This window comes from Pelomonas sp. V22 (assembly GCF_030014915.1).
Classification (GTDB): domain Bacteria; phylum Pseudomonadota; class Gammaproteobacteria; order Burkholderiales; family Burkholderiaceae_C; genus JAUASW01.
This window is the reverse complement of sequence record NZ_JAGIXS010000001.1, coordinates 1,924,543-1,949,795: the sequence shown is the minus strand read 5'-3', so window position 1 is coordinate 1,949,795 and position 25,253 is coordinate 1,924,543. Positions and strand designations below refer to the sequence as shown.

Sequence of the window (25,253 nt, the reverse complement as noted above, 5' to 3'; positions counted from 1 at the left end):
ATTGTTTCCCCGATTCACCAGCATCACAGTCACCTCTATGCCTCGCCATCCCGGCGACGCGGAAACCATAGAGAGTGCGCCATGGCTGAATTCGTCCGCCTTCTTCGTCGGGCAGTGGTCCGCGACCGAACTGCCCTAAGCAACACCCAACTGCACGTAATGATCAAGTCGGGCCTGTTTCCGGCCCCGAGCTATCTGACCGACACGAACCGAATCCCGGTTTGGGACGAGCGGGTCGTCAACGACTGGATCAAGGCACGCCTGTCTAGCGGCATTGCCGCGAAGAGCAAAGTCGCCTGACCACTGCTGCAGCCAAGCTCGCGACCTGGTCTCGGCACCGTTCGGGCTCCTACGTACCGCGTTCAGGGCTGACCAATTGGCAGTCTCTCTGACGCTCTAACCCCCACCCATCCCATACCCATCACCGCCCCGGTGAGCCCCTGGCGTGCGCCCGCCGAAAGGAACGTCCAAATGCACAAACCCGATCCTCCCGCCTTTGATGCCGGAACCGTACTGGTCACGTCCCAAGCTTTCGGCTTGCTGCATCGTGCCGACATCGCGCCTGCCGATTTGCTCGCCGAGCACCAGCAATTGATTCCAGCCAAGGCGGCACCCACCGACCTCGCAGTTCGCCTCAGTGCCATCCACCTGCGCCAGCGAGTCACGACGCGATTTCCCGTGCTGACCTTGAGGCCACAGGCCCAGGTCACCGAGGTCTGTGTTGTCACTGAACCCGGCCATCACCTGACGCTAATCCTGCTGGCGAGCGAAATCCGCTGACCCCGCCCCTTACTTCCCTCATCAAGATCATGCCCAAACCACAACACCGCAAGGTACACGCGGCACAGACCTTTACCCCACAGCCGGTAGTGGCGACCGAAGCGGCTTCCTCACTGCCCCTGAAACTCATCGGCCTATTGGAGAAGCCGGGCCAGCCGTCCGCTGTGGCACTGGCATTGCCTAACGCCGATCCATGCAACACGATTTCGGTACCGCTGTCTTTGTGCGTGTCTTCCAGGCACGCAGCGTTGGACGAGTTCTTCATGCGGCCCGGCTTCATGTCGGCGCTCAAAGGCATCTCCGCCAAGACCTTGGCCGCCGCGCTTCGGACCTTCGCCGAGAACACACCCGTCCATGCTCTCGACACCGAGGGCATCCAGTCGTTCGATCACAACGGCCTGTCCTGCAAAGTCTGGGTCAAGGCTGGCAACGTCTTTTGGTTGACCAAGAAGCCCGACGGCGCCGAGGTCGTGGTGGTCGGCAAGGTCGCCCGGTCCGTGCGCAAGGCCGTCTCAGCCAAGAAGTTCCGCAAGACTTTCGGTGAAGTCTTGAAGCAGTGCCCGAGGCTGCTGATCGTCTTGCTCTTCGCGCTGGCCGCCATGCTGCTGGACGAGTTCGGCATCGCTTCGGTTGCTCTGGCACTGGTCGGCATGTCCACGAGCGGCAAGACACTGACCCAGCGAGCCACGTCGATGCTGGTCTATGGCGAGGATCGTTTGGAGCACTTCGATGGCACGCCGCAGGGGATCATCGAGGCCATTCGCGCGGCTGGTGCCAACGCCCTGTTTTTCGAGGACGTGCATGGCGCCAACGCTGGCGAGGCCCTGGTCGCCGCCGTGATGGCGACCGGCAACGGGGCGGGTGGACGTAAGCGAAGCGGCTACAGCCGCCACGTGGCTGCCGACGCGCCGATTCGCGGCACTCTCATCTTGTCGGCTGAGGCGGGACTGGCTGACACCATGCGTGCCGCCAGTCAGGTCATGCTCACAGGGCAATTCGCCCGTGCAATCGAGCTGCACCTGGGCAAGTACGGCATGTTCGACGCCCTGTGTGGTCATAGCAGCTCGGCCGACCTGGCGGAATACGTCAAGGTGCAGTCCAAAGAGTGCGCAGGAGTTGTGGGAGATACCTTCGTCGAGGCCATCGCGACGAACTGGGAGAGCGTCAACAAGATGTGGCTTTCACGCCGGGACGAAGTTCGAGACGGAATCCTGCACGCGGCCGACATCGGCGCGCCGACCGGCGTGACGAATCGCCAAGTGGAAACGCTGATTTTCATCGGCTTCGTCGGCGCCATCGCGGCCCAGTACGACGTGCTTCCCGTAAAACGCAGTCACGTATACGAGGCCATGGGGCTGCTGTTGCGAGAACAAGAACGTCGTTTGCAGGGTTCGCGCACGCCAGTCGGTCAGAAGGCTGTCGAGGCCGTGCGCCGCTTCATCCTCACTCACCCAGCGCGCTTCTTGCCCATTGAGCGCGTGAGCGACCCGACGCAGGTAAACGGGTTGGCGGGCTACCTCAAGATCATCAATGGCAGGCCAACATATCTGTTCTTCGCAGAGACGTTCGATGCTGAGTTCGTCAGCAAGTTTGGCCGCGAGGCTGCGACCCACCTGCGTGATGCAGGCCACTTGGTTTGCCAGGGCAAGCGCGGCAATCGCTATCAGGCTCAAGTTCGTTTGTCAGGGCAGGAAAACCACCGCACGCCGATGAACTTCGTGGCGGTTTCGCAGTCGATCCTGGCAGCTGAAGACTGAAGGCGTTTGCCGTTGTCACGGCTGTCACGGTGACAACGGCAACTGCTTCTGTATGCCATCGGCGCTCCTGCCGTCGCAACCGAGAGCGGCACTGGCTGGCGACCTATGAAGTGGTTTCAGTGGTCATTTTGACCATCAACTACCCCACACCACCCTTCCATCGCTGTACTGCCACTAGGCAGTTCCAGCGTCACACCCCATCGAGGGCACCCATGATTGATCTCGTTGATCTCAGCCTCGACTTCGCGCTGGATCAAGCTGCTATGGCGAACATGGGCCTAAAGCAGCCCCTACCGCCGTCTGCGCTTTACAAGCGTGAGGTACGCGCCAGCACTTGGCTCAGCCCCGTCAAGCTCCGAATCGGGCGCAACAGCATTCGCGTGCGCTTCTGCCCTGCCAAGCTCTTTGGGGGCTGGAACGCCGTTGGCTCCGATGACTTGCGGGAATGGGTGAGGACTCTGGCTCCCCTGATCCTCCAAGAGCTTGGGCACCGCGTCACCTCGCGCCAGATGTACCAATTTCGCTTCGGCCGCTATCGCCTGCATGAGGTCCACATTGCCTACTCGTTTGGGCTGCCCGGTGTGGATGCCGAGGAGTTCATCGGCCAGGTCGGCAAGGCGCTCGCTCACCTCCATCTTCTCGAATGGATTCATCCCGGCGTTGGGTTTCGTCTGAATCCCCGCAGCCGCACCGCTGAGTACCTCGTCTACGCGAAGCTTCGCGAATCGCTGGATCAGGGACGCAAGCGCATCGCCGCCCTAGCGGCTGGCTTGCCGGTTGACCAGAGGGTATTGGCACTCGCCGCCTTCGGTCACCAGTTGAACTACGCCGCTGCTGGCCCTCGCCTCGAAATCCGGCTGCGCGACCAGTTCTTCGCCCGCTCGCCCTTCGGTCGTGGAAGTAACTGGGTGGCAGCAACTGCGCGAGAGCTGTACGTTGCAAAACTCCAAGCGCTGGAGTTGCCAGCCGCTGTGCGTGTGGTGCCCGACCTGGGTGTAGCTGAGGGGCGGTTAAAGCCTGCGGTGTTCAGCACGTTCCTTCACTGGGCTGCCGACCGAGACCTAGCGCGGATTGCCAGTACGACGACTCTGGCCCGGCACCGAAAGGACATCCTCGATGCCCTTGGCTTCGACATCCGCTTGCCGGCGGCGGGTGTGCTTGGCTCTGCGCGCGACATTGAGGTAGGGAGCGTGTTGAAGGCCGGGAACCTCTTGGCTGATAAATTCGACCCCGACGACGGGGATGCGTCGACATGGTGTACAACCGGGCTACCGCCCTCAAACCCGACAAGGGAATCTAACGGCTAACCCTATTTATACACGCATAGGGCTGCTGCCAGCAGCGGTGCAGAGTGCTGCTGCTTTGCCCAGACGGGCCGACCGTCCGTCCTGAACAGGTGTCGCATCGTCAGCCACCGGAAACCGACGATTATGCGAACAGACCCCGCAGGCGATGTAGAGACTCGCGTACCAGCTTGCCTTGCGCCTCAATGCTCGCAAGGATTTGGGCTGGCGAGCGGTCATCGCGAACGACTTCGGCATTCGGGTTGACGGCCTTCAGGTCGAAGACGGCCGCGTCAATGGCAACCGCTTGGTTGTCTAGTTCCCGCGCCGCCTTGTCCTTCTCAAGAATCTCTGCCTGGACGGCGTCCAACACCTCTGCGGTGGTCTTGCTCTTCTTGAGTGCGCGAAGGTGCTCCTTCAGCGTCACGATCTCCGCCTTGATGGCAGCAGCGGCTTCGTTGATGGGTTGGATCTCAGCGCGTGCTTTGGCACGCCGGGCCGCGAAATCCACGGTCCATGAATACCGACTCCCGGCATCTTTGGTGCCGCGCAACGCCAACTGCCTAGCGTAACTCGGATAGGGCTTGCCGGCGTTCTCTTCCTTGGTTTGCCACTCGGCAATCAACGAAGCCGGCAGTGCATCGTTCGCCAGCACCTTCCCATCTGGAGCGAAACCGAAATGGGCTAGCGTGAGCGGCGTTTTCTTGCCGACCTTCACCTGGGCGAGGTCGTAGTACCAAATGCGCTCGGTCTTCTTGCCCTTGGTGAAGAACAGCAGATTGGTCTTGACGCCGGCTCCGGCGGTGGAAAACACACCCCCCGGCAAACTAACGATGGCCCATAGATCGCACTCATCCACCAACTTGCGCTTGGTCTCGACGAACGCGCTTTCATTGGTGCGGAACAGTAAGCCCTCGTCCAGGACGACTGCGCAGGTGCCACCAGGCGCCAGCTCTGCCAGCACGTCCTGTATGAACAAGACCTGCGTCGCACTGGTCTCGTAGGCAAAGTTCTTCTGTGCGTCCTTACCCTCCTTGCCGCCGAAGGGCGGATTGGTGAGGATCACATCGAACTGCTTGGGCGCGTTCTCGAAAAGGGCTGCGTAGGTGGCACGGCGCGTCAGCGAATTGCCGTGCCAAAGATTCGGTTGGTCAATGCCATGCAGCACCAGGTTTGCGAGCGCGATAGGGAACACCAGGTTCTCTTTCTCGCGACCGAAGAAAGTGTCGTGCTTGAGGGTGTCGATATCCGTGCTGGGAGGCTGCCCCCCCATCTTCCGAACAATGTGCTCGTAGGCAATCGCCAAGAAGCCGCCGGTACCGCAGCAAGGGTCGTACACCGTCTGCCCAAGCTGCGGGTCTACGGTGTGCACCATGGCGCGGATAACCTCGCGCGGGGTGAAGAACTGCCCGCCATCGGAGTTCTTTTCGCCCATCTTCAGCAGGAGGTCTTCGTACACCTGCGACAAGGTGAAGAAGTGCTGGTCGTCAATATGATCGACGCTGATTTCGTGCACCTTGTCGAGGATGTCCCGCAGGTTGGTTTCGGAGTCCACCCGCACACGCTCGACTGCCGTCATCGTGCGGCCGATGATGCGCTGCTTCGGCGTGGCCCCTGGCATCGGCAGGTTCGTGCGCGGGTCCAAGTCCAGGCTGTGGAGATGCGGCAGAAGTTCCTTGTTGATGAAGTCGAACAACTTGCCGTCGCCAGCGGCGAACAGCTCTTGCCGCTTCCAGCCGAAGGGTTTGCCTTCGGGCGTCACTCGCTGGCCGGGCTTATCGGACCATGGCGCTGCCCAATCTTGCCAACGATATGGCGCACGCAGCGCGGGCATGAAGCTCGCGCCGACGGCTTCGGCCTTCTCTTGGTCGCGCACTTCCTGGGCATCAAGGATGCGCAGGAACAAGATCCAGGTCAGCTCCGGGACGTACTGCAGCGCACTCGCGCAATTCGAGCGGCGCATCACATCACAGATGCTCTTGACGAATGCTGAGAGCGACTGAGTAGAGGCGATGGCCTTGGGGGTTCTATCGGTCTTCTTGGGGCGGGCCATTGTCAGTACTCGAAGGCTTGGGAAAGCAAGTGTTGGGGCAGCTTGGCGAGCTCTTTTTGCTGCGATTCCAGCGATTCACGAAGGCATGTCGCCTCGCCAAGGCGCTGCTTGAGTTCATGGACGATGCGCCGCTGCGCATCGATACCAGGCGCGCAGACATGAAAGGACTCAAGCGTCGGCATGTAGATCGTTTTGTGTGTTGCGCCAGTGGCGAGGTCGCGTAGTTCCTTACGCGCGCAGATCAGCGCGTGCATCAGGTACTCAGGATCGAGTGAGTCGCCACAAACCCAGTTGGCAAAGTCCTGACTCGTCGCCATCGGCTTCGCCATGATGGCAACGAAGCCCACGGATGCAGTGCGCGAGTAGCACACCGTTCCAGCCGGAAGGATTCGCGCGGCCGAGTTGGCGATCCCCGCCAAGTTGGTCCGTAGTTGTGTGCCTTCGATCCACTGACCATCAAAGGCGCGAATTTCGGTCAGAGAGACCCACGACACGTCGCCGCCCCACCAGTCCGGACGCGACCGGCTCGGCGTGTGACCACTTTCCAGTCGCGCCACCTCGTTCAGCTTGAGCCACTCCCAGCCGGGTGGCGGGTCGTCTGGGGTTGGTGGCACGGCAATTGGCACGACGTGCCCAAATGCTTCGCGGTATATGGCGGCAAGCAGTGCGTCGGACTCCCTGCGCTGTAACTGCGCCGCATGTCGCGCTGCCTCGACCTCGGCCATTTGGGCCTTAAGACGAGAAGCTATGTGCAACTGGTCAGGCAGAGACGGGAGGTCGATGGGTACAGAAGCAATTACTCCTTGAGCGATGTTCCGCATGGAGTCGCTGGTGCCCGTCGCGTAGTGCTCAATATGGCGGCGAGCCTTTGGCGCACGCAGGGCGAACAGCAAGTATTCCTTTGAGGCTAGGCCCTCGTCTATCACCAGGCGTAGCGTCTTGTCGGAAAGCAACCGAAATGGGTAGTCGCGGTCAACCAAGACCACTGCGCCGACGAATTCTTTGGTATTCGCCCGAGAGATCAGCAAGTCTCCCTCTCGAACGCGGTGATTCGCGTCCGGGATGTACTCACCGTTCAATGCCTTGGCCTCATCCGGCTGGAAGTCAGACCAGGTGACTGCGCTCACCTTCAGCACGCCGAGTTCATCCGGCCGCGCGAGGATTTCCGCGGTTTGAAAGCTCTTCCCCGCTTGGATGTCGAGCAACACATCACCAAGGGTCGGTTGATCTCTCATATCCCGAACAACCTTCCCTTAGCGTCGCGCACAACGTTGGTGGGCTTTCCGAGTGCTCGCAACGCATCCAGCCCACCAGCCAGTTTGATCTCTGGAACATCCCAAAGCGCAGGGGTTTCGAGCGCATCGGTGCCGCCCAATGAGAACTGATGGCCCAGACCCTTGAGTACGACGGCGGCCTTTGGGTCCATGCTGTCAAACCAGGGGCGATGGCTGCTGATGAATAGATCGCCGCGCTCGCTTCGCCTTAGGGCTCGGGCGTGGTAACCGTGGTGACCGAAGAAGTCATACAGGTCGAAGTCGGTCATCTTGTCCATATCCCGAATCACGTCGGGGCTGAAGTTGTCGCCGAGCAGGTGGTCGATGAGGCTGCGGCGTCTCTGCGCTTCGATCCACAGCGTGCGGAACTCGTCGAGGTTGTGGGCCTCGGCGATCACGCGCTGCATCACTTCGCGCCGGTACTCGTCTACTGGGATCGGTGTGTCGCGCCCATCGCGGCGACTAAGAATGAAATTGCCCTGCGCGTTGACGCCCACGTGCTGGCCGGCCATCTCGCCAACGGCGGGGCCATCGTCATCACCGCCCTGGCCCCCGGTTCCATCGCTTCCGCTTCCGCCTCCACCGCTACCAGGCCTCGGAGACTTGGTGATGAAGTCGGTACCGAACAGGCTCGTCACGTCGGTGTAGTCGTAGAGCCAGAACTTGTACTTCTGCGTCTCTTCATGGATGCGCGTGCCCCTGCCGACCATCTGGTAGAACTTGATCGCAGACTGCAGGTATCGGAAGAACACCACCGCGTTCAGTCGCTCGATGTCCACGCCGGCCTCCAACAGGTCCACCGTGCAGGCGATGAAGGCCCGCTCGCCGGAGCCTCGCATCGGCTCGATCATGTCGGCCCCGTTGTTGGCGCCCCCCATACACTTGAAGGCGTAGTGGTCCTTGGGTGTGTGCCCATGTTCACGGCACCACCGGACGTACAAGTTGTTCATCTGCTGCGCCACGCGATCGGCGTGAATCTCGCGGGTGCAGAAGATGATGACCTTTTGTTCTGGCCCGCCGTTCTCGCAGAGCAGCTTGAAAAGGTCGGCGCACATCTTGGGCGTGCGCATCTCAATGAAGACCTCGTTGTCGAAGTCTTTGCCGGTGTACTCGCTCTTGGTCAGATCCTCTTCAGTCAGCAGCTTGCCGGTCTTGATGTCCTTAGCGCCAGCGGCCAGAATTTCCTTCTTGGTGAAGGTGGCGGAGTCAATGCTGGCTTTGCGCTTGACGATCTCGCAGGCGGCCAGGTAGCCGTCCTCCTGCGCCTGGATGAGGGTGTATTCGTACACGGGTTCGCCAAAGTACTGGCGATTGTTGGCCGTGATCTCCTGATCCTCTTGCGTGGCTTTCTCGGACTCTTCAAGCTTGCGCGGCGTGGCTGTCAGGCCGATGTGAATGGCCTTCGGGTTACGCCGGAGTACTTCTGACCACCGGCCCCAGGCCGAACGATGGCACTCGTCGATGATGATCACGCTGAAGGCGTCCTCGCAGTAGTGCTCGGTCAGGAAGCTGGCGAACCCGTCATCGTCGTCAAGCCCAAGTGTCTGGTATGTGGCGACATGAACCCGGGCATTCGCCGCAGCGTTGCCTCCACGTTCGGCCTTGACGATGCGTGCGTTGTCACCGAATGCGGCCTTCAGCTTTGTGTAGGCCTGCCCGCGCAGCTCGTCGCGGTCGCATAGAAACAGCGCGGGCTTGGGAAGCTGTCCGGCCTGAGACAGCCGCCAGAGCAGGTTGGTGGCAATGATCGTCTTGCCGGCGCCCGTTGCCAGCGTGAGCAGCACGCGAGGCGGCAGTCCAGCTTGCCGATCCAGAAGGATCTTCTCGAACGCCGCACGGATTGCCGCGTCCTGGTAGTACCGGCTCAGCGACCAGGCCGGGCTGTCGGCCTGGAACAGCATTGCCGCATCCGGTTGGGTCAGATCGATGCCCTTGTCTTTCTTGTATCGGGTCACGAGGTCCGGGAAAGCGGGAAAGTCGGCAAAGGGAAACGGCCCGTTGATCAGCTCGCTGAAGCGGTCGTACTCGCCGTACCTGTGCCCGTTGGTCGAGAACACGTACTTGACATCGAACCGCAGGGTGTCGGCATAGCCCCTGGCTTGCTGCATACCCTTCAGAGGGTCTTCGGCTTCCTTCTTTGCCTCCAGCACGGCCACAGGCATTGGCTTGGGGGCGTCATCCACAGGGACGCAGAGCAGGTAGTCGGTGCGGCCAGGCCCCTTGCGCCGGCGTCCCTTCGCGCCGCTGGGCTCCACCGGCGGTGGGGTGAGGATGGTTTCCAGTGTGATGCGCTCGCGGCTGACGTAACCCTTCGTGCGCAGCACGGGGTCAATCAGGTGGTAGCGCGTGTCCGCTTCGTTCATCGACATGGGAACTCCCTCAAGGCTCTTCTGGCCGGTTCCAGCACTCCGCGACCGGACATCAACCGATGAGCCGCCGTGCTGCCATTCGATTTTCGCCGCTCAAAGCCACAGCCGCTGGATGATACCGACGCCCCAGGCGCTCGACCGTGTGTCGCCGTGTCGTCCGCCAGTTAGCGCATCGGCCGCGCTGCCGGACCGTGCGACATCGTTTCCGATAGCTTCTGGTTTCTGACTGATGCCAGCGTGTCTGGTGGCCGGCGCAAGCCGCTCTGGATCAAGTCTGGCAGCGGAATCGACCCGTTTTCCGTGAGCCAAAACAGTCTGCTGCAACCCGATACGTAGTTTTTCGATGGTGCCGGGTGAATTTCCGTGACGGAAACCGAGCATTTCGTAAATATCCGTTAAAATTCAATCACTTACGAAAATACCGGCTGTCGCAAAAGTCGTTGATTTCCGGAAGTTTCGGCCGGACTTGGAAAACCAATTTCCAAGGCTGAGCTAGTTCTAGTGCCGGTTGTTCTGCTGGCGCTGTCCCCCGTCTCTCCTGATTCGTTGTGCGTGCCTCTGAGGCGCGCCGCTGCATGGCCGGCAGCCTTTTCGCCAACCCGTAGTAGGCCGATTCGGGCAGATCAACACCACCAACAAAGAGGTTCCGATGAAAGACTCCGCAAAGGCGGTCACGCCGCCGCATGGGCGATTCAGTCTTGGCTCGCTCGCGGCCACACCCAAAGTTCTGGCACTCCTCGAACGGCTTGGCGTTTCGCCGTTAACCCTCGTCCTCCGTCACGTCACCGGCGACTTTGGCGAGTTGGATGCCGCCGATGTTGCTGCGAACGAAGAAGCCATCGAGCACGGTTTGAGGGTGTTCTCGGCATACGCGGTAAACGACCCGCACGACACGGCCCAAGTGAACCGCGTCTGGATCATCACTGAAGCAGATCGCTCAGTGACTACGGTGCTCACACCTGCGGAGTACTGAACATGGACCGAGCCACATCTCCGCTCGCGGTCGTGCCGCGAACGCCCGACTCTATTCGCAAGCACAAGCCCCATCGCAGCACGACCAAAGCTGCCTACAGCCGAGACCTTCGCCGCTTCGTGGAGACCTATGGATTTGGGATTCCTTGTTCTCCAGAGGACATACTGACCTTTATCAGGCTCGTGATCAAAAAGGTGGCGCCGGCAACCGCGTACCGCCGATGCATGGCGATTCAGTCCGCCCACGTGGAGTGCGGCGCGCCAAGCCCGACGAGCGACCCACGCGTACGCGAGGCGCTGCGTCAGCTCGCCGCGAGACAGATCCCGGCATACCTACTGGATCCAAGACCCGCGTCCAAACGGACGAAGGGGCCCAAGGTCCAGCCGAAGCAAGCGAAGCCGATCTCGCGGGCCATGTTGGAGCGCATATTCGACGCTATGGGCACCGGCCGGCGGTCTATCGACCTGCGCGACAAAGCTCTCATGCTGCTGGGCTTCGCCGGCATGAAGCGGGGGGCCATGCTGGCGCTGAACATCACGGACTGCCGCTTCACTGCAGACGCGATGTTGGTATGTGTCACAGATGTCACTAGTGACAAGTCTTCCGACGGTGAGCCGGCAAGAGTTGGGACCATCGCCATCCCTCGCACTCGCGGACCGCTCTGCGCAGCAACTGCGGTTGAGGTCTGGCTCGACCATCTTGACCGTCGCAACGCCCAAGGCCCCCTGTTTTGTCGATTTGATAGGGGGTGTGATCCCATGCCTGACGTTCGGCTCGATGCAGCTTGGGCCTCGCGCATCGTGAAGCGCCGAATGAAGGAGGCTGGCTATGAGGACGTCGACATGTACTCGACGGAATCACTGCGGCGAGGTGGGGCACAGGAGAAAGTCCGATGACGATCAACCAGGTCTACTTTCCAAATCTTCGATTGGAGGGGGAGCTCCAATACCGGGCAGCAGCAGGCAATCGCGTGCGGTGGAGCCCATTGCACCTACCTCAGAGCCCGCTCGACCGCGCCTGTGGCATTCATTCGCTGCTCATCGCAATCGCATTGATCACCAGGGCGCCAAGGATCTCGTTGGAAAACGTTGCTGAGGCGACAAGAGGTCAGTGGCGCGCGTTTTGGGGATCAGCACGCGGCCAGTACTTCGATGGCTCTTCGCCCCGCGACTTGGAAAGGTGTGCTGAACACGTCGTTGGAGTGACCACCAAACGCCTTAGGATCGACTCGACGGTCATGTTGCATGCGGCCTGCTTGTCGGCCATTGAGCATGGCGCGGTGCCCCTGCTGGATCTCCACGGCCCAAACATCGCGCACTGGGCCGTCGCGCTGGGGGTCGAAAGCAGCTTCGGCGTGCCGAGCGCGATCCTTTGTTTGGACCCATCGGCAACGGCGCCTCGGAATAGCTTTGCCAATGCCCGGTTGGACCTGGGGGCTATGCATCAACCAGCACGCGGCAAGCCTCTAAACAGCTATCGCGACATCGAGGGGCGCACTAAACATGCCCGGGTGCGAAGTGTGCTGATAGTAGAGCCGGCCGAATAGACGTTGCAACTACACGCCCAGGATCTGCACCGAGGTGCGATCCGACCACGGAGAAGTCAGTATGTCCGCGCAATACCCACTCGCCATAAAACAATGTGTTTGGTACCCTTTTGTACAACATCAAAAGGGAGGCATATGCCCAAGCACGCTGTCACCGTCACCACCCCAACGCTCACGCTCGGCAAGGCCGATACAGTCTTCGAGGTCGTTCAAGACGATCAGAAGTTGGGTGAGCTGCGAATCTCAACCGGGGCTGCAGTTTGGTACCGCAACGGTGTCTCCTATGGCAAGAAGTTGTCGTGGAGCAAGCTGGCTGACCTGTTCGCAGAGCACGGTACCGCCAGGGCCGAGACCAAGAAGCGCACAAGCCGCCAGAGCTGATCGGAGGTCCCACCGTGGCCCTCACTCCCGTAGTGTTCTTTGAGCTGGCGACGCCGGCGGTTGCGATTCCGTGCCCAGACCCGTACTTCTTGGCTGTCAGGTTGACGAAGCGATTCGTCGAGAAACTCGTGACCCTGGCGGCAATGTGCCGTGAGCACAAGTTGGCGACCATCGTGTTCAAGGGGCAAGGGCAGCCGGTCGAGTTCATCGACACCGGTCTGCTCAATCCGTCGGCTGAACTGCACGTCGTTGGCAGCTTGCTTCTCATCAGCGTATGGGGCCAGCAGTGGAATGAACGAGGCGAGCCTGGAAAGGCCGATCACATTGCCGACAGTTGGTTCATCGACATCGATAGCCTGGCTCAAATCTACGAGGCAGGGACACCTGTCACGCTGCACCCATGGGACGACTGGGATGACCCGGACATAGACCTGGAACCGTTCGGTGTCAGAGTGTTCGGATCCTTGTGTAGCACCGGCTCGCTCCCTCGGTATCAGCGCCGAGAGTGGTTTGACCCGGAGTGGGTAGCGATGCTGGAAGAGTTGGGCCGCCCGGGCGTCAAGCGCGTCCGGCACCCTCCGCACCAGCGCGGAGGGTGAACCGCAACGCAGCACAACGCTGTTTTCGTGACTGAAAAGTCGCAAGCGCGGTCACCGCTAGTCGGACATGGGTTGCGAATCTAGGCCTCAATCCGTGCCATCGGCGAGGGGCTTTGAGCCGCCTTCGAGGGGAGTTGGCGGCTCTTTAGCTCCGTCGTTTAGCGGCGGCTCTTGCTGGTCGAAGCGGGCTTCAGCTTTCGCGCCGTTGGATAGGGGCGTGCAGCTCGCGGAGCCCGGGTCAGCGTGGGGTCGTATCCGCGCTCTGCTGCCAGCCGAGGGTTGAGCAGCTCATGGGCTGGGATACCAACCACAACTGCAAGACGTTCGACGTTGTCGATGCTGATGTTCCGGGTACCCCGCTCCAGCGTTCCTACGAAAGCACGGTCGAGTCCGGCGTGGTCGGCTAAGGCCTCTTGCGACAGGCCGCAATCGATCCTCGCCATCCGAATGTTCTTGGCGAAGATCAGTCGCAGAGGTTGACCCGTGAGGTCATGTGCGGCCTTTGGCATCGCCAGCATCGTCATAAGACAACGCTTTTAAATCCACGGTGTTTGAAACCCTTTAAAGGAGAGGTAGATGAAACTTGAAACTCGATGGACAGCCGTTCAGCTGTTCACCACTGCGGTGACGCTTCTCGTGCTTGCTGGCTGCAGCAGCAAACCACCTGGATGTGCCGACGAAGAAGTCGTCACCACGATGCGCGGCCTGATCCTCGGGGATGGTGCGGCCGACCCGTCTGCCCAGGCCACCTTAGCCTCCACCAAGCTCGGTCTATCGGAAGTCGTGTCGGAGGGCTACCAGGCAGACGCCAAGAAGCAGATGTGCCGGGCAAAGCTCTCGATCTCACTGCCCAATGGCGACAGCCTCAGCCAGGTCATCGCGTACTCCACGCAACGCACCGTGGACGACAAGAGCAATTTCCTGCTCACCGTCGAAGACGCTCAGTCGATCCAGAGGGCCGTCAAGGCCTCCTTCGCACAGGCAGCAGTGGATCAGCAGTGGGGTGGTAGTTGGAGAGGGGAGTACCGATGCACCGCCAGCGCCCATCCGGCTGATCCCGGCGCCGAGGCCTACGCCGAGCAAGTGGTTGCCGAAGTCAAGAGTGGGCAGATATTGCTCTCGCTCTCTGGGCGCGATGGCATCAAGCTCCTGGCGGGCAAGCTTGACGGTGCGGACGGCAAATTTGCCTTGCACGTGCCCCAGACGCACGCTGGACCAAACGTTGGCAGGTTGCTCGGCAACGCAAGGCCAGGCCTGCTTGTTGGCACGGGCGAAGTGAAGGACGCGATGGCGGGCCTCGATACATTGCCTCTTCGCACCTGCGAGCTTCGACTCCAACGTGGTGACTCAGTTGGTACTTCGCCCGCGACGCCTGCTGGTCCATTTAGCTGGGTCGGAACCTTCGTCGGACAGGGCGACGGTGACGTGATGCTCAAGGTCGGTCAAGCTCGGAGCGATGGCAAGTACCCGGTGACGCTGTCCACCTCGACGGCGAAGACGGGCGGCGCCTGTGGCGGGTCGATTGAGGGAACCGGTGCCCTGTCAGGCGAGGATCTTCGCTTCACCGCCTCTGCCAATGGCATGAGCTGTGCAGCCGTGGTGAAGCGCGCCGGCGATCAGGTTGAGGTGCAAGAAGGTGAGGGCTGCAACATGTTCCACGGCGCTGCCTGTGGCTTCAGCGCAAGCCTGCGCCGTGCCAACTGAGGAAAGCCCTGCATGTCACGCAATGCAACGCCGCTACTCGCTGCTCCAGCCTTTCCAGACCTTGATGGGGGTGCAGAAGCATTCATGGTTCAGACATGTCTGGCGCACCCGGTTCCTGGTGAACCTAGCGCTCCCGAGGAAGAACGCAGTATCTGCGTAGCCGTCCTGATCACTCCAGACGAGCATGCGCGTCGTAGCCTTCGGACGGAAGCTGCGCGCTATGTCGGAGGGCGGACGCAGGTGGCGTCGCTGTGCGGGGCTGATTGGGGGCGGAAACTGCTCATGTTGCTGCACGAGGCCGAGTCTGCGTTCATTGACGTGGTCGTCGGGATTCCGTCGACATGTTCCGGCGCGCAGTCGGAAGTCATGGCGACGCTTCAGCAGCTAAGGGGCTTTGGGCATCACCAAGTCTGTACCGTCTTCGTCGTCTCTACAGACCCAGCGCATTGGCGAGGGACGGGGGAGTGCGTCGTCATGCCACATGATGGGGACGCAATTGCTGGCGCGATTGCCCTCCACGCGGGGCTCGCTCAGTTGTCTGCTCCCCAAATGATCGAGTGCGTGACCACCGAAGATGTTGATACGGTATTTAGGTCGGGGGAACGGCTCGCGTCAATGTATCTGACGGATGCTCTGGGTCTGCCCCACGCAGTCGAAGTCCTTGAGTGTTCCCTGAACGGAAAAACCAATAGACGTGTCGCTGCCCTGTTTTTCGACGATCTCAGCCTGCGCGGCTACAGCGCAGCGGCGCGAACCCTGCGGGCAGCCGGCTTCAGTGAACCTGTCGTAGTCGCACCGCATGGATTGACGGTGGCGCCCATTCTCTCGCCAAGTCCGCGTTGTGTTCTCGTTGTCGGCGGCGGCGATGATTCACCGACAAGCAATGAAAGAGGGGAGAGGGTATGAGGAAACTGCACTGTGCGGTGGCGGCTGCGTGCCGCTTGGCGAGTGCGGCGCTGCTGCGGATGATCGGTGCGACTTCGCTGACCCTCGCCACGCTGCTCTTCGGCCAGTCGGCCGCTGGCGCGCAGACGCTATCAGCCTCGACGCAAGGGCGTATCGAGTTCGACAGCTTCACGCCAGCGACGATGTTTGATCTTGCGCGAGAGCGCAGAGAACGCTGGGAGCGAGTGCGGGTGTGGGGTGAGCTGACGCTGCCGAGACGGCCAGCAGGGCGGGTGCCGGCGATGATCCTCATGCATGGCAGCGCGGGGGTTACGCCGGCTCAGCGCCAATGGGTGGATGCTTTCAAGGACCTCGGCATCGCGACATTCGAGGTCAACACCTTCGCGCCCCGTGGCATCACTGACACCGTGGCAGACCAAGGGAGCCTCAATGAGTCGGCCCATGTCATGGATGCCTTCAAAGCTCTTGAGGTACTAGCAGGTCATCCAGGGATCGACGGCCAGCGAATCGGGATCATCGGATTCTCGCGAGGTGGCTCCGCAGCCTTCAGAACTGCCATCGAACCCCTGCGCAAGGCGGTCATCAAATCGGACCTTGCCTTCTCGTTGCATGTCCCGGTGTACGCGGGCTGCAACCAGGTCTACTGGTCTCCCAAGCTCACGGGCGCCCCATTGCTGAATCTAGTTGGTGAGGCCGACGACTACACGACCGCAGCCCCTTGCCTCAAGTTGGCCAGCCGATACGAAGCTGCTGGTAGTCGGGTCCGCAGTGTGGCGTACCCCGATGCCCACCATGCTTGGGACGCGATCATTCCGGTGACCTGGCTTCCAAACGCGTCGAGCGCCAGTTCGTGCGGAGTTGTCCGATGGGACATCGAAGAATGGCGCATCACTGCAGAAGCGACAGGCAAGGAGCTCAATGGCTCCGAGCTAGGTAAATTCTTTTCGGATTGCTCAAAGCGTGGTGTCCATGTCGGGCGGAATAGCATGGCGTTCCGGGCGTCTATGGATGACGTCAGTCGGTTCCTCAAAGTTGAATTCGGTCTCTAGAGGGACGGGCACCGTCGCCAGCGATGGAAAGTAGACAAGGGGATGAAATGTCATTGGGCAAGATTGCCGACGTATCCAAGCTTCAGGCGGCTCGCGCCGCCAACATCGACCTGTGGTCTCCAGTGGTGTTCGCTGCGTTGCAGCGTCTGAAGTCGGGGCCGGCAACGGAAGACCTTGAAGCTCTGCTCTTGGATCGTCAGTTCAATGTCATAGCCCACCAAGCCATTTGGGCGGTCACTGAGATCAGCGCTGACGTGCGATGGAAGTACTGTGCCCAACGATACTTTTCTGCAGACACGTTGGCGCGCTGGAAAAAGCTGGAGTCGTCCGGCATTCCCAAGATGAGTCAGTTCGTTCCGGGATTGCGACACGAGCACGTCGTTGAGCGCGCAGAGCTGAAGTCGATGCTGGAGTCGGCAACGAGTCCTGAAGGCGTGGCCGCCATTCTGGAGAAGGCGGAATCCTGCGTCGTAACGGCCGAGGAGGATCGGCGGCTCAACAAGTCTCATCAGGGCTGGGATCGATATCGTCTTGCCAAGACTGCTCCCGTGCGAGTTTGGGATCGGCTAAAGCTTTGCTGGCGCTGAATCGCTTCCCCCACACAGTTCAATCCCCTTGTTTTGGTGGTTAGACTATTCAGCATGAACGTGTGCAACTCGCGCTGCCGTTAGCTTGAACGCATGAAGGGACGCCTGCGCTTTCTGCTTGACACCAACGTCGTAATTCCTCTGCAAGACCCGCAGCAGGTTTTGGCCGACAGCCTCGCAAACTTTGTGCGACTGGCTGGTGCCGGTGGACATCAGTTGCTATGCCACCCAGCGAACGTCAGGGACTTTCAGCGCGATCCCGATGTGGACCGCCGAAAGCGAAATTTGCATCGGCTTCGCCAGTTCGAGCAGTTGGAAGACTCTGGATCTTGTCCTTGGAATGGTGTCGCAACGAGTGCCAATGACGCCTGCGACAACGAATTGCTGTACGCGCTTCAATGTGATGCAGTACATGCCCTCGTAACGGAAGATCGGCGCCTCTATCGCAAAGCGCAGTCTCGCGGTCTTACAGCGCGGGTCTACACCATCCAAACGGCGGAAGACTGGCTACGAAGGCTACATGAACCGCGTCTGGTCGCGCTACCGAACATTCAGGACGTGCCGCTGTACACGTTGACGCCTGAACTCTCTTCACCATTCTTTGACAGTCTTCGGGCAGGGTATCCCGCGTCATCGGGAAAGCCAGGCTTTGATGACTGGTTTCGAGCGAAGGCTCGCGAGAAGCGGCGCGCCTGGGTGTATCGGGGTGATGATGGGGCACTTGCCGCCCTGTGCATCTACCAGGCCCAGTCGAATGAGGTTATCAACGATGCGGGGGACGTGTTGAGCGGAGCTGCTCTCAAGCTCTGCACGTTCAAGGTCGGGGAATTGGTACGAGGTCGAAAGATTGGTGAGCTGTTCTTGAAGGCAGCCTTTCGATACGCCACAGACAATCAGTGTTTGAACATTTTTATTACTGCGAAGGCCGACTCGCAAGATTTTCTGGTCCAACTGCTGCAGGATTTTGGATTTGAGGGGCGTGGGGCCTATGGAAGTGACATGGTCTTGGTCAAATGCCATCCCGCTGCCGCCCCTTCAATTGGTTCGGAGGCTCCCGTCGAGTTCTTGATTCGATACTTCCCGCACTTTCGTGCCGACGTAGCGGTGAAGAAGTGGGTAGTCCCTATATTGCCCGGCTACCATGAGATCCTTTTCCCTGACTACCCAAAGTCTCAGACTCAGCTTTTTGGACCCGACGGGCATGTTGGGAATGCCATCAAGCTTGCGTATTTGTGCCACGCCAGGACCAAGTCCATTCGGCCCGGTGATGTTGTCTTGTTCTATCGGTCTGCCGACGAGAAGGCGGTGACGTCGGTTGGTGTGGTTGAGCGTTTCGAGATCCTGCAAGACGCGGCGAGCATCGCTGGACTGGTGCGCAGACGAACGGTGTACAGCATCAAAGAAATTGAACGCTTAACGAGTCAGCCAACAAAAGTGATTCTCTTTAGGCTCATTGGGCACGTTCCCCGACCGGTGACCTATGACCAATTGCTTTCAGCTGGCGTCGTGACTGGGCCGATTCAATCAATAACTCAACTCTCCGATGACTCGTTCTCCAGCATCTGTAGCCGATCAGGCCTCCCGCCCAGCACTCCTGTCAATCAAGCCTAAGTACGCCGACCTGATCCTGTCAGGCAAGAAGCGTGTGGAGTTCCGGCGAACATGGGCTAGAAGCCATGTCAATCTGTTGATCCTTTACGCCAGCACACCCGCTCGAAAAATCGTGGGCGCTGTTGAAGTCTTGCACGTGGAAGCTGGCTCCAGCAAACGACTTTGGGATTTGTGCCAACAGCACGGAGGGGGGCTGACTCGCGTTGAGTTGGAGGACTATTTCCGTGGCAAGCCTCAAGGTGTGGCAATTCTGCTCGGGCGCACCTTCGTGCCCGACCGGCCAGTCGAGCCCGGGTCGGTCATCAAGAACTTTGTCGCTCCTCAGTCATACCGGTACTTAGCTGGCCCAGAGTACTTGGCTGCACTCAAGGCCCTTCATCCTTTAGGAGCGTAACGATGACCGTGTTCCTGGCCGGCGTGCACGGAGTCGGCAAGACGTATCTTGCCAAGCAGGCATGCGAATCTTTGGGAGTACGGCACGCAACGGCAAGCCAGTTGATCCGTGAGGAGCGAGGGAGCGCCTCATGGACGGCAGAAAAGTTGGTCCAAGAGATCGACGCAAACCAAGTGGCGCTTGTCACCGCCGTGAATCGCATCCGGGAATTGGGACACCAGCTGCTTCTCGATGGCCACTTCGTCTTGAGGACTCAACCATCAGTTCATGAATCAATTGGCGCCGAAGTCTTTGGTCAGTTGGGCATCAAGGCAGTGATCGTCCTCACTGCGCCGGACGAGTTGGTGCTGTCTCGCCTACGAGAACGATCGGACCAGACTTGGACCGCCGAAGAAGTTGGCGAGTTGGCAAAAATTGAGTCAGCGCAAGCCGCAGCGATTGCGAAGAAGTTGATGCTGCCTTGTGTGAGCTTGCATTGCCCGTCTGTCGAGAAACTGTCACAGGCTATATGCATAGCATTTGCTCGCGCTGCTGCGTAGATTTGAGTGCACCAACTGTGCCAAAGTCTGGCGTCTTGAGGGGTCTCTACTTGTGCCCCACACGTCGGAGACCGAGCAATCTGGCGGAAAGGTAACAGTGTCTGCTGAATTCGGGTTGACAGACTTTTGCCCCGGGGGGGGCACTGAAAGGGTATGAGTTGTTGACCTGTGGTGAGGAGGCTTTCGACCCTGGGTGTGTGGGCAAGAATGTCATGGAGTATCGCCAGAAGATGACGAAGGCCCGGGGCCGTCCGACGGCATGAGCCTAGGCAAGAACAGATTGCTTGCTGATGCCGCTCTCGGGCGACGTGGGGTTGTCCACCTGTTTGTTGCCTGGACTCCCGAGCAAACTTCGCGATAGCAAAAAGGGAGGGATGTAGTGACCAGCGAAGTGCTAATGCTGAACAAGGAAGCTGTCGTAATCGCGGCAGACAGTGCCGTGACCACCGGCAGGGCGCCCCATCCGCGGTACTCGAAGGCAGCTAACAAGATTTTTGATGTCAGCGCGTATGGCAACGTCGCCTTGACCATCTACGGCTCAGCTGACATTGACAGGGTGCCCTGGGAGTTGGTTGCGAAGTTGTTTCGTGTCCAAGATGCAGCATCGCCCCAGCGACCGAAATTGGCTGACTATCAGGGTGCATTGCTTAGCTACTTGCAGTGCAACGCCTCAGTCTTTCCACAGCCACTCCGGGATGATTTGCTGACGAAGCGCCTGTTCGCTGCGGCCGTCTATGTGCTAGGCGAGATTGAGAGATTTCATCCCATCTTTATCGATCAGGGCGCTACTGAGGTTGACCGCCGGGCGGCCTGGACAGCAGGCGCTACCAAAGTTGACGCCGAGTTATCTCAAGAGTCCCTGGCGTCGCCTTTAACTGCTGGAGACTACTTGGCCGCGCAGACTGCATCCAATGCGATGCAGGCAGACCTTGCAGATGAACTGGCCGCTGATGAGCGGTGGAAGTACTCCGACGCAGCACTGCTTAGGCAGTTAGCCTGTGAAGCTTTGGTCAAAAGACCTGCAGACTTCTTGCCTTCAACGGGAGTGGTGTTGGCGGGATACGGGGCTGAAGAGATATTCCCCAGCTTCTCGCATATTCGGTTGTATGGGCATATTGCAGGGACGCTCTTCTGGAAGTCAGAGAATAGTTACGCGATCACCCATGACAACGCTGCTTGGATTCAGCCGTTTGCGCAGTCCTCGATGATCGAGCGATTCACAGATGGATTCGACACAACGCTAACTGCCATCAATCATGGGTGCAGTTCCCGGCTGATCGACAACATTTTCGATGACATCAAGGCTGCAGGTACGGCACTCCCGGGTGCACTTGAACAGTCCGTGAGGGCGAAGCGCCACGCTGAGTTCTTAAAGGACTTCAAGCAGCGGAACTGGGATGAGAACTTCTACCCGCTGCGGCGGGTATTGAACAGTCTCAGCGTGTCTGAGATGGGACATCTGGCAGAATCTTTGCTGGTCTTGGAAGCGTTGCGGGAGCGGGTGACATCCCCGTCGGAGTCTGTCGGTGGCCCGATTGACGTTGCAGTGGTAACGAAAGCCGAAGGTCTTGTCTGGCTCAAGAGGAAGCACTTCTTCGAGCCTGATCTAAATCTGCGGTATGTGAACCGAATGAAGGCTTAGTGGGGCATACACATGGAAGCTAGACACCTCTTGGGCGAATACCGTCAGTCGCTGAATCCGCGGCCGACGCCTGAGCCGGAATCGTTGCTGCAGCGATTTCAAGGCCAGCGTGAATGCGTGAGGGAGCAGAGTGCATTCCTGATGCGCCAGGAGGCCAAGGCGACGGCTGCGGCTCTGCGGGATTCGCTGGAGGATCGGCTGCTGCCTTGCAACTCGAACAGGGTTGCTGGCTTCTGACGTAATCTTCTGCCAAGGCTCGCCTGCTGGCGAGTTCTGTAGGCTGCAGGCAAGGCCCATTGGGGCAAGGATTTCCTGTGGCGCCCCCTGGTTGGCGCCGCAGTCTGGCGCCGGAAGGCGTGAGGCGATCAGTTCGCATCCAGCGATCCCATTCTGACGCCTCCAAGGTGGGTCGGTTGTCTGAGATCGCCACCTCCCATCGATTTGGCCAGATGCTGTCGATCCTGGTCGCCAGTTGAGGCTGCAAATGCTCCAGCACGCAGGAAAGGTGAGCGTAGGGGCCGACGCGATGACGTGTGCCGAGTGCAGAAAGCCCATCATCGCCGCGGCCCGCTTGCCGATACATGCGGTGTCGGCGAAGAGTCAGTCCTGCAGCCCCACCGTTGGCAGTTGGGGCAGGTCAGAGGTGCTCTATCGCCGCGGACGACGACGCTGGCTTGGTGCGCCATACCTGCGCCAAGATCCGGGCGCCCAGACAGGCAAAGGCTACGCTTTTGAATGGCGAAGCATGTCGAGAATTGGGTCGACTACGAACTGTAGATAATGTCGGAACGTATCAACCTCTTGCAGCTTCGTTTTGTCATCTATTGACCGACCAATTGGCATTGAGTTCGGCGACCGGCGGTTGCTGGCGGAGCTGTGGCTCGGACGAGGCGCGGTGACCCGTGTTGGTGAGCAAGTCGTCAGCAGCATTGATCGATTCGGATGTTCTTGGCGATGGCGGAAGCCATCGACGCGCTGAGAACCTAAACCCGTTGCGCGCCACCTAAGACCTTCACGCTCTCGGAAACATCCGGGGAGGGCGGGTGCAGCGTCAAGTATTGCGGGTAACGATGCGGGTATCAATCGAAGTTTTCGCGATTTGATGCCTAAAAATCTGAATCAAATCAATGAGTTAGTGATTTTATGCTGCTGATGATCGACAACTACGACAGCTTCACATTCAACTTGGTGCAGTACTTCGGCGAGCTCGGTGCCGACGTGAAGGTGGTGCGCAACGACCAGATCACGGTCGCGGAAATAGGCGCCCTGAAGCCCGACCACCTGGTGTTCTCGCCCGGCCCCTGCTCGCCGGCCGAAGCCGGTGTCTGCGTGGCGGCCATCCAGGCCTTCATGGGCAAGCTGCCCATCCTCGGTGTGTGCCTGGGCCATCAAAGCATTGGTGCGGCGCTGGGCGGCAAGATCGTGCGTGCCCAGACGCAGATGCACGGCAAGGCCAGCACGATCACGACCGATCAGAAGGGTGTGTTCAAAGGCCTGCCCCGCGACTTCAGCGTGATCCGCTACCACTCGCTGGTGATCGAGGAGGCCACGCTGCCAGCGGTGTTGGACGTCAGCGCACGCAGCGAGGACGGCGAGATCATGGGCGTGCGCCACCGCGAACTGGCCGGCACGGCCACGCCGCTGGAGGGTGTGCAGTTCCATCCGGAGTCCATCCTGTCCGAGCACGGCCATGCGATGCTGAAGAACTTCCTCCACCTGGCGCTGTAAATCATGACGACCGCAGTTGATCTCCGCAGCGACACCGTCACCCAGCCGACCGCCGCCATGCGCGCCGCCATGCAGGCCGCGCCGCTCGGCGACGACGTGTTCGGCGACGACCCCAGCGTCAATGCCCTGCAGGCGGCAACGGCTGAGCGCCTTGGCTTCGATGCCGCGCTCTTCATGCCCACCGGCACCCAGAGCAATCTCTGCGCGCTGCTGAGCCATTGCCAGCGCGGTGATGAATACCTGGTCGGCCAGTACGCCCACACCTACCGCTGGGAAGGTGGCGGTGCGGCCGTCCTGGGTTCGATCCAGCCGCAGCCGATTGCCCATGCGCCCGATGGCTCGCTGCCCTTGAGCGAGATCGAGGCGCAGATCAAGCCCGACGACGCCCACTTTGCGCGCACCAAGCTGCTGACGCTGGAGAACACCATAGGCGGCAAGGTGCTGCCCATGAGCTATCTCGCGGAAGCCTCGGCGCTGGCGCAGCGCAAGGGCCTGGCCCGCCATCTGGACGGGGCGCGGCTGTTCAACGCGGCGGTGGCGGCGGGCGGCGATCCGTATCAAGCGGCGCGCGAGATCTGCAGCCATTTCGACAGCGTCTCGGTCTGCTTCTCCAAGGGCCTCGGCGCGCCCGTTGGCTCGGTGCTGTGCGGCAGCCGTGAGCTGATCAAGCAGGCCCACCGCTGGCGCAAGATGTGTGGCGGCGGCATGCGCCAGGCCGGCCTGCTGGCGGCGGCAGCGCATCACGCGCTGGACCACCATGTGGCACGCCTGGCTGAAGATCATGCGCTGGCTCGCCGCCTGGCCGAAGGCCTGCAGGGCCTGCCGGGCGTGAGCGTCGAAACGCCGCAGACGAACATCGTGTTTGTTGACGTGGCCGGTGACAAGGCCGCCGGCGTCGTCCCCTTCCTGAAATCGCGCGGCGTGCTGGCCACCGGCCTGTACCGCTTGCGCTTCGTGACCCACCTCGATGTCGACGCCGCTGGCGTTGACCACGCCATCGCCGCGATGCGCGAGTACTTTGCTTCCTGAGGATTTGCGATGCCCATTTCAGACAACGAAGCCCTGACCCGCGTCATCGAGCACCGCGAGATCTTCCACGACGAGATGCTGTCGCTGATGCGCCGCATCATGGCCGGCGAGATGTCGCCGGTGATCGCCTCGGCCCTCTTGATCGGCCTGCGCGTCAAGAAGGAAACCATCGGCGAGATCACGGCCGCCGCGCAGGTGATGCGCGAGCTCTCCAACAAGGTGCCGGTGCCGCCGGGCAAGCACCTGGTGGACGTGGTCGGCACCGGTGGCGATGGCGCCCACACCTTCAACATCTCGACCTGCTCGATGTTCGTGGCCGCTGCGGCCGGCGCCCAGGTGGCCAAGCATGGCAACCGCAGCGTCTCCAGCAAGACCGGCAGCGCCGATGTGCTGGAGGCGCTCGGCGCCAACATCATGCTCAAGCCCGAGCAGGTGGCGCAGAGCATCGAACAGACCGGCATCGGCTTCATGTTCGCGCCCAACCACCACCCGGCGATGAAGAACATCGCCCCGGTGCGCAAGGAACTGGGCGTGCGCACCATCTTCAACATCCTCGGACCGCTGACCAACCCGGCCGGCGCACCCAACATCCTGATGGGCGTGTTCCACCCCGACCTCGTGGGCATCCAGGTGCGCGTGATGCAGCGCCTCGGCGCCGAGCATGCGGTGGTGGTCTATGGCAAGGACGGCATGGACGAGATCTCGCTGGGCGCGGCGACGCTGGTGGGTGAGCTGAAGGACGGCGAGGTGCGCGAGTACGAGATCCATCCGGAAGACTTCGGACTCCACATGGTCAGCAACCGCAGCCTCAAGGTGGCCGGCCCGGAAGAGTCGCGCGTGATGCTGCTCGGTGCACTGGCCAATGAGGCTGGCGCGGCCCGCGACATCGTCCTGCTGAACGCTGGCGCGACGCTGTACGCGGCCAATGTGGTCGATTCGATTGCCTCCGGCATTGCCAAGGCCAGAGAGGCGATTGCCAGCGGCGCGGCGCGCGCCAAGCTGGACCAGTTCGTCGCAGCCACGCAGGCACTGGGGAAGGCCTGAGCACC

General features: G+C 60.6%; 24 protein-coding genes. 19 read left to right on the top strand and 5 right to left on the bottom strand.

The genetic code is table 11. The features are described from left to right. The first annotated feature begins 81 nt into the window (after positions 1–81). From J7U46_RS08900 to J7U46_RS08885, 4 genes are all read left to right on the top strand, one after another. Positions 82–300 (top strand): AlpA family phage regulatory protein, encoded by a 219-nt coding sequence (locus J7U46_RS08900; protein ID WP_282824825.1) that lies wholly within the window; start codon positions 82–84, stop codon positions 298–300. 171 nt (positions 301–471) lie between these two features. Further along, positions 472–780: a hypothetical protein gene (locus tag J7U46_RS08895; protein WP_282824823.1), complete on the top strand. Its 309-nt coding sequence runs from the start codon at positions 472–474 to the stop codon at positions 778–780. Positions 781–809: 29 nt separating this feature from the next. After that, on the top strand, positions 810–2,537 hold the full coding sequence (locus J7U46_RS08890) for a DUF927 domain-containing protein (protein WP_282824822.1): 1,728 nt from the start codon (positions 810–812) through the stop codon (positions 2,535–2,537). A 212-nt stretch (positions 2,538–2,749) separates the two neighbouring features. Beyond that, a complete protein-coding gene (locus tag J7U46_RS08885) occupies positions 2,750–3,844 on the top strand; it encodes a phage/plasmid replication protein (RefSeq protein WP_282824820.1) in 1,095 nt (364 codons plus the stop codon). 121 nt (positions 3,845–3,965) lie between these two features. Here the strand turns inward: J7U46_RS08885 and J7U46_RS08880 are convergent, their stop codons facing one another. The 4 genes from J7U46_RS08880 to J7U46_RS08865 form a co-directional block, all read right to left on the bottom strand. Next, a complete protein-coding gene (locus J7U46_RS08880; RefSeq protein WP_282824818.1) occupies positions 3,966–5,873 on the bottom strand; it encodes an N-6 DNA methylase in 1,908 nt (635 codons plus the stop codon). A 2-nt stretch (positions 5,874–5,875) separates the two neighbouring features. Then, positions 5,876–7,078 (bottom strand): restriction endonuclease subunit S, encoded by a 1,203-nt coding sequence (locus J7U46_RS08875; protein ID WP_282824816.1) that lies wholly within the window; start codon positions 7,076–7,078, stop codon positions 5,876–5,878. A 26-nt stretch (positions 7,079–7,104) separates the two neighbouring features. Beyond that, positions 7,105–9,516: a DEAD/DEAH box helicase family protein gene (locus J7U46_RS08870; protein ID WP_282824814.1), complete on the bottom strand. Its 2,412-nt coding sequence runs from the start codon at positions 9,514–9,516 to the stop codon at positions 7,105–7,107. Between the two features lie 93 nt (positions 9,517–9,609). Then, positions 9,610–9,897, bottom strand: a complete 288-nt coding sequence (locus tag J7U46_RS08865) for a hypothetical protein (RefSeq protein WP_282824812.1) — start codon at positions 9,895–9,897, stop codon at positions 9,610–9,612. Positions 9,898–10,165: 268 nt separating this feature from the next. Between J7U46_RS08865 and J7U46_RS08860 the strand changes: the two genes are divergently transcribed. The 5 genes from J7U46_RS08860 to J7U46_RS08840 all read left to right on the top strand — a co-directional run bounded on the left by J7U46_RS08860 (position 10,166) and on the right by J7U46_RS08840 (position 13,015). Next, complete coding sequence (locus J7U46_RS08860; RefSeq protein ID WP_282824811.1) at positions 10,166–10,489, top strand: hypothetical protein; 324 nt, start codon at positions 10,166–10,168, stop codon at positions 10,487–10,489. 2 nt (positions 10,490–10,491) lie between these two features. Beyond that, positions 10,492–11,385, top strand: a complete 894-nt coding sequence (locus J7U46_RS08855; protein ID WP_282824810.1) for a hypothetical protein — start codon at positions 10,492–10,494, stop codon at positions 11,383–11,385. Then, positions 11,382–12,035, top strand: coding sequence for a hypothetical protein (locus tag J7U46_RS08850; RefSeq protein WP_282824808.1), 654 nt, complete (start codon positions 11,382–11,384; stop codon positions 12,033–12,035). Before J7U46_RS08855 ends, J7U46_RS08850 begins: the two co-directional genes overlap by 4 nt. A gap of 135 nt (positions 12,036–12,170) precedes the next feature. After that, complete coding sequence (locus J7U46_RS08845) at positions 12,171–12,416, top strand: hypothetical protein (protein ID WP_282824806.1); 246 nt, start codon at positions 12,171–12,173, stop codon at positions 12,414–12,416. Positions 12,417–12,430: 14 nt separating this feature from the next. Next, positions 12,431–13,015, top strand: a complete 585-nt coding sequence (locus tag J7U46_RS08840) for a hypothetical protein (protein ID WP_282824804.1) — start codon at positions 12,431–12,433, stop codon at positions 13,013–13,015. Positions 13,016–13,173: 158 nt separating this feature from the next. Here the strand turns inward: J7U46_RS08840 and J7U46_RS08835 are convergent, their stop codons facing one another. Beyond that, on the bottom strand, positions 13,174–13,539 hold the full coding sequence (locus tag J7U46_RS08835) for a helix-turn-helix transcriptional regulator (RefSeq protein WP_282824802.1): 366 nt from the start codon (positions 13,537–13,539) through the stop codon (positions 13,174–13,176). Positions 13,540–13,591: 52 nt separating this feature from the next. Between J7U46_RS08835 and J7U46_RS08830 the strand changes: the two genes are divergently transcribed. From J7U46_RS08830 to trpD, 10 genes are all read left to right on the top strand, one after another. Next, positions 13,592–14,719: a hypothetical protein gene (locus J7U46_RS08830; protein ID WP_282824800.1), complete on the top strand. Its 1,128-nt coding sequence runs from the start codon at positions 13,592–13,594 to the stop codon at positions 14,717–14,719. A gap of 12 nt (positions 14,720–14,731) precedes the next feature. Next, the gene (locus J7U46_RS08825; protein ID WP_282824798.1) at positions 14,732–15,625 is read left to right on the top strand and encodes a hypothetical protein; all 894 of its coding nucleotides are present in this window, start codon (positions 14,732–14,734) and stop codon (positions 15,623–15,625) included. After that, positions 15,622–16,674 carry a dienelactone hydrolase family protein gene (locus J7U46_RS08820; protein ID WP_282824797.1) on the top strand — a complete coding sequence of 351 codons (1,053 nt, stop codon included), beginning with the start codon at positions 15,622–15,624 and terminating at the stop codon, positions 16,672–16,674. The genes J7U46_RS08825 and J7U46_RS08820 overlap by 4 nt, the downstream gene beginning before the upstream one ends. A gap of 47 nt (positions 16,675–16,721) precedes the next feature. Beyond that, positions 16,722–17,261, top strand: coding sequence for a hypothetical protein (locus J7U46_RS08815; protein ID WP_282824795.1), 540 nt, complete (start codon positions 16,722–16,724; stop codon positions 17,259–17,261). Positions 17,262–17,354: 93 nt separating this feature from the next. Further along, positions 17,355–18,872: an N-acetyltransferase gene (locus tag J7U46_RS08810; RefSeq protein ID WP_282824793.1), complete on the top strand. Its 1,518-nt coding sequence runs from the start codon at positions 17,355–17,357 to the stop codon at positions 18,870–18,872. A gap of 396 nt (positions 18,873–19,268) precedes the next feature. Then, a complete protein-coding gene (locus tag J7U46_RS08805) occupies positions 19,269–19,805 on the top strand; it encodes an ATP-binding protein (RefSeq protein ID WP_282824790.1) in 537 nt (178 codons plus the stop codon). Between the two features lie 379 nt (positions 19,806–20,184). Next, positions 20,185–21,447 carry a hypothetical protein gene (locus J7U46_RS08800; protein ID WP_282824788.1) on the top strand — a complete coding sequence of 421 codons (1,263 nt, stop codon included), beginning with the start codon at positions 20,185–20,187 and terminating at the stop codon, positions 21,445–21,447. A 1,143-nt stretch (positions 21,448–22,590) separates the two neighbouring features. Further along, positions 22,591–23,175 carry an aminodeoxychorismate/anthranilate synthase component II gene (locus tag J7U46_RS08795; protein WP_282824786.1) on the top strand — a complete coding sequence of 195 codons (585 nt, stop codon included), beginning with the start codon at positions 22,591–22,593 and terminating at the stop codon, positions 23,173–23,175. Positions 23,176–23,178: 3 nt separating this feature from the next. Continuing rightward, positions 23,179–24,204 carry a low-specificity L-threonine aldolase gene (ltaE, locus tag J7U46_RS08790; protein WP_282824784.1) on the top strand — a complete coding sequence of 342 codons (1,026 nt, stop codon included), beginning with the start codon at positions 23,179–23,181 and terminating at the stop codon, positions 24,202–24,204. A 9-nt stretch (positions 24,205–24,213) separates the two neighbouring features. Then, positions 24,214–25,248, top strand: coding sequence for an anthranilate phosphoribosyltransferase (trpD, locus tag J7U46_RS08785; RefSeq protein ID WP_282824782.1), 1,035 nt, complete (start codon positions 24,214–24,216; stop codon positions 25,246–25,248). Positions 25,249–25,253 lie beyond the last annotated feature (5 nt).

What these genes read in the sequence shown, in the direction of transcription:
- J7U46_RS08900 (WP_282824825.1), top strand. Translation starts at nt 82, where the DNA reads ATGGCTGAATTCGTCCGCCTTCTTCGTCGGGCAGTGGTCCGCGACCGA.
- J7U46_RS08895 (WP_282824823.1), top strand. Translation starts at nt 472, where the DNA reads ATGCACAAACCCGATCCTCCCGCCTTTGATGCCGGAACCGTACTGGTC.
- J7U46_RS08890 (WP_282824822.1), top strand. Translation starts at nt 810, where the DNA reads ATGCCCAAACCACAACACCGCAAGGTACACGCGGCACAGACCTTTACC.
- J7U46_RS08885 (WP_282824820.1), top strand. Translation starts at nt 2,750, where the DNA reads ATGATTGATCTCGTTGATCTCAGCCTCGACTTCGCGCTGGATCAAGCT.
- J7U46_RS08880 (WP_282824818.1), bottom strand. Translation starts at nt 5,873, where the DNA reads ATGGCCCGCCCCAAGAAGACCGATAGAACCCCCAAGGCCATCGCCTCT.
- J7U46_RS08870 (WP_282824814.1), bottom strand. Translation starts at nt 9,516, where the DNA reads ATGTCGATGAACGAAGCGGACACGCGCTACCACCTGATTGACCCCGTG.
- J7U46_RS08865 (WP_282824812.1), bottom strand. Translation starts at nt 9,897, where the DNA reads ATGCTCGGTTTCCGTCACGGAAATTCACCCGGCACCATCGAAAAACTA.
- J7U46_RS08860 (WP_282824811.1), top strand. Translation starts at nt 10,166, where the DNA reads ATGAAAGACTCCGCAAAGGCGGTCACGCCGCCGCATGGGCGATTCAGT.
- J7U46_RS08855 (WP_282824810.1), top strand. Translation starts at nt 10,492, where the DNA reads ATGGACCGAGCCACATCTCCGCTCGCGGTCGTGCCGCGAACGCCCGAC.
- J7U46_RS08850 (WP_282824808.1), top strand. Translation starts at nt 11,382, where the DNA reads ATGACGATCAACCAGGTCTACTTTCCAAATCTTCGATTGGAGGGGGAG.
- J7U46_RS08845 (WP_282824806.1), top strand. Translation starts at nt 12,171, where the DNA reads ATGCCCAAGCACGCTGTCACCGTCACCACCCCAACGCTCACGCTCGGC.
- J7U46_RS08835 (WP_282824802.1), bottom strand. Translation starts at nt 13,539, where the DNA reads ATGACGATGCTGGCGATGCCAAAGGCCGCACATGACCTCACGGGTCAA.
- J7U46_RS08830 (WP_282824800.1), top strand. Translation starts at nt 13,592, where the DNA reads ATGAAACTTGAAACTCGATGGACAGCCGTTCAGCTGTTCACCACTGCG.
- J7U46_RS08825 (WP_282824798.1), top strand. Translation starts at nt 14,732, where the DNA reads ATGTCACGCAATGCAACGCCGCTACTCGCTGCTCCAGCCTTTCCAGAC.
- J7U46_RS08820 (WP_282824797.1), top strand. Translation starts at nt 15,622, where the DNA reads ATGAGGAAACTGCACTGTGCGGTGGCGGCTGCGTGCCGCTTGGCGAGT.
- J7U46_RS08815 (WP_282824795.1), top strand. Translation starts at nt 16,722, where the DNA reads ATGTCATTGGGCAAGATTGCCGACGTATCCAAGCTTCAGGCGGCTCGC.
- J7U46_RS08810 (WP_282824793.1), top strand. Translation starts at nt 17,355, where the DNA reads ATGAAGGGACGCCTGCGCTTTCTGCTTGACACCAACGTCGTAATTCCT.
- J7U46_RS08805 (WP_282824790.1), top strand. Translation starts at nt 19,269, where the DNA reads ATGACCGTGTTCCTGGCCGGCGTGCACGGAGTCGGCAAGACGTATCTT.
- J7U46_RS08795 (WP_282824786.1), top strand. Translation starts at nt 22,591, where the DNA reads ATGCTGCTGATGATCGACAACTACGACAGCTTCACATTCAACTTGGTG.
- ltaE (WP_282824784.1), top strand. Translation starts at nt 23,179, where the DNA reads ATGACGACCGCAGTTGATCTCCGCAGCGACACCGTCACCCAGCCGACC.
- trpD (WP_282824782.1), top strand. Translation starts at nt 24,214, where the DNA reads ATGCCCATTTCAGACAACGAAGCCCTGACCCGCGTCATCGAGCACCGC.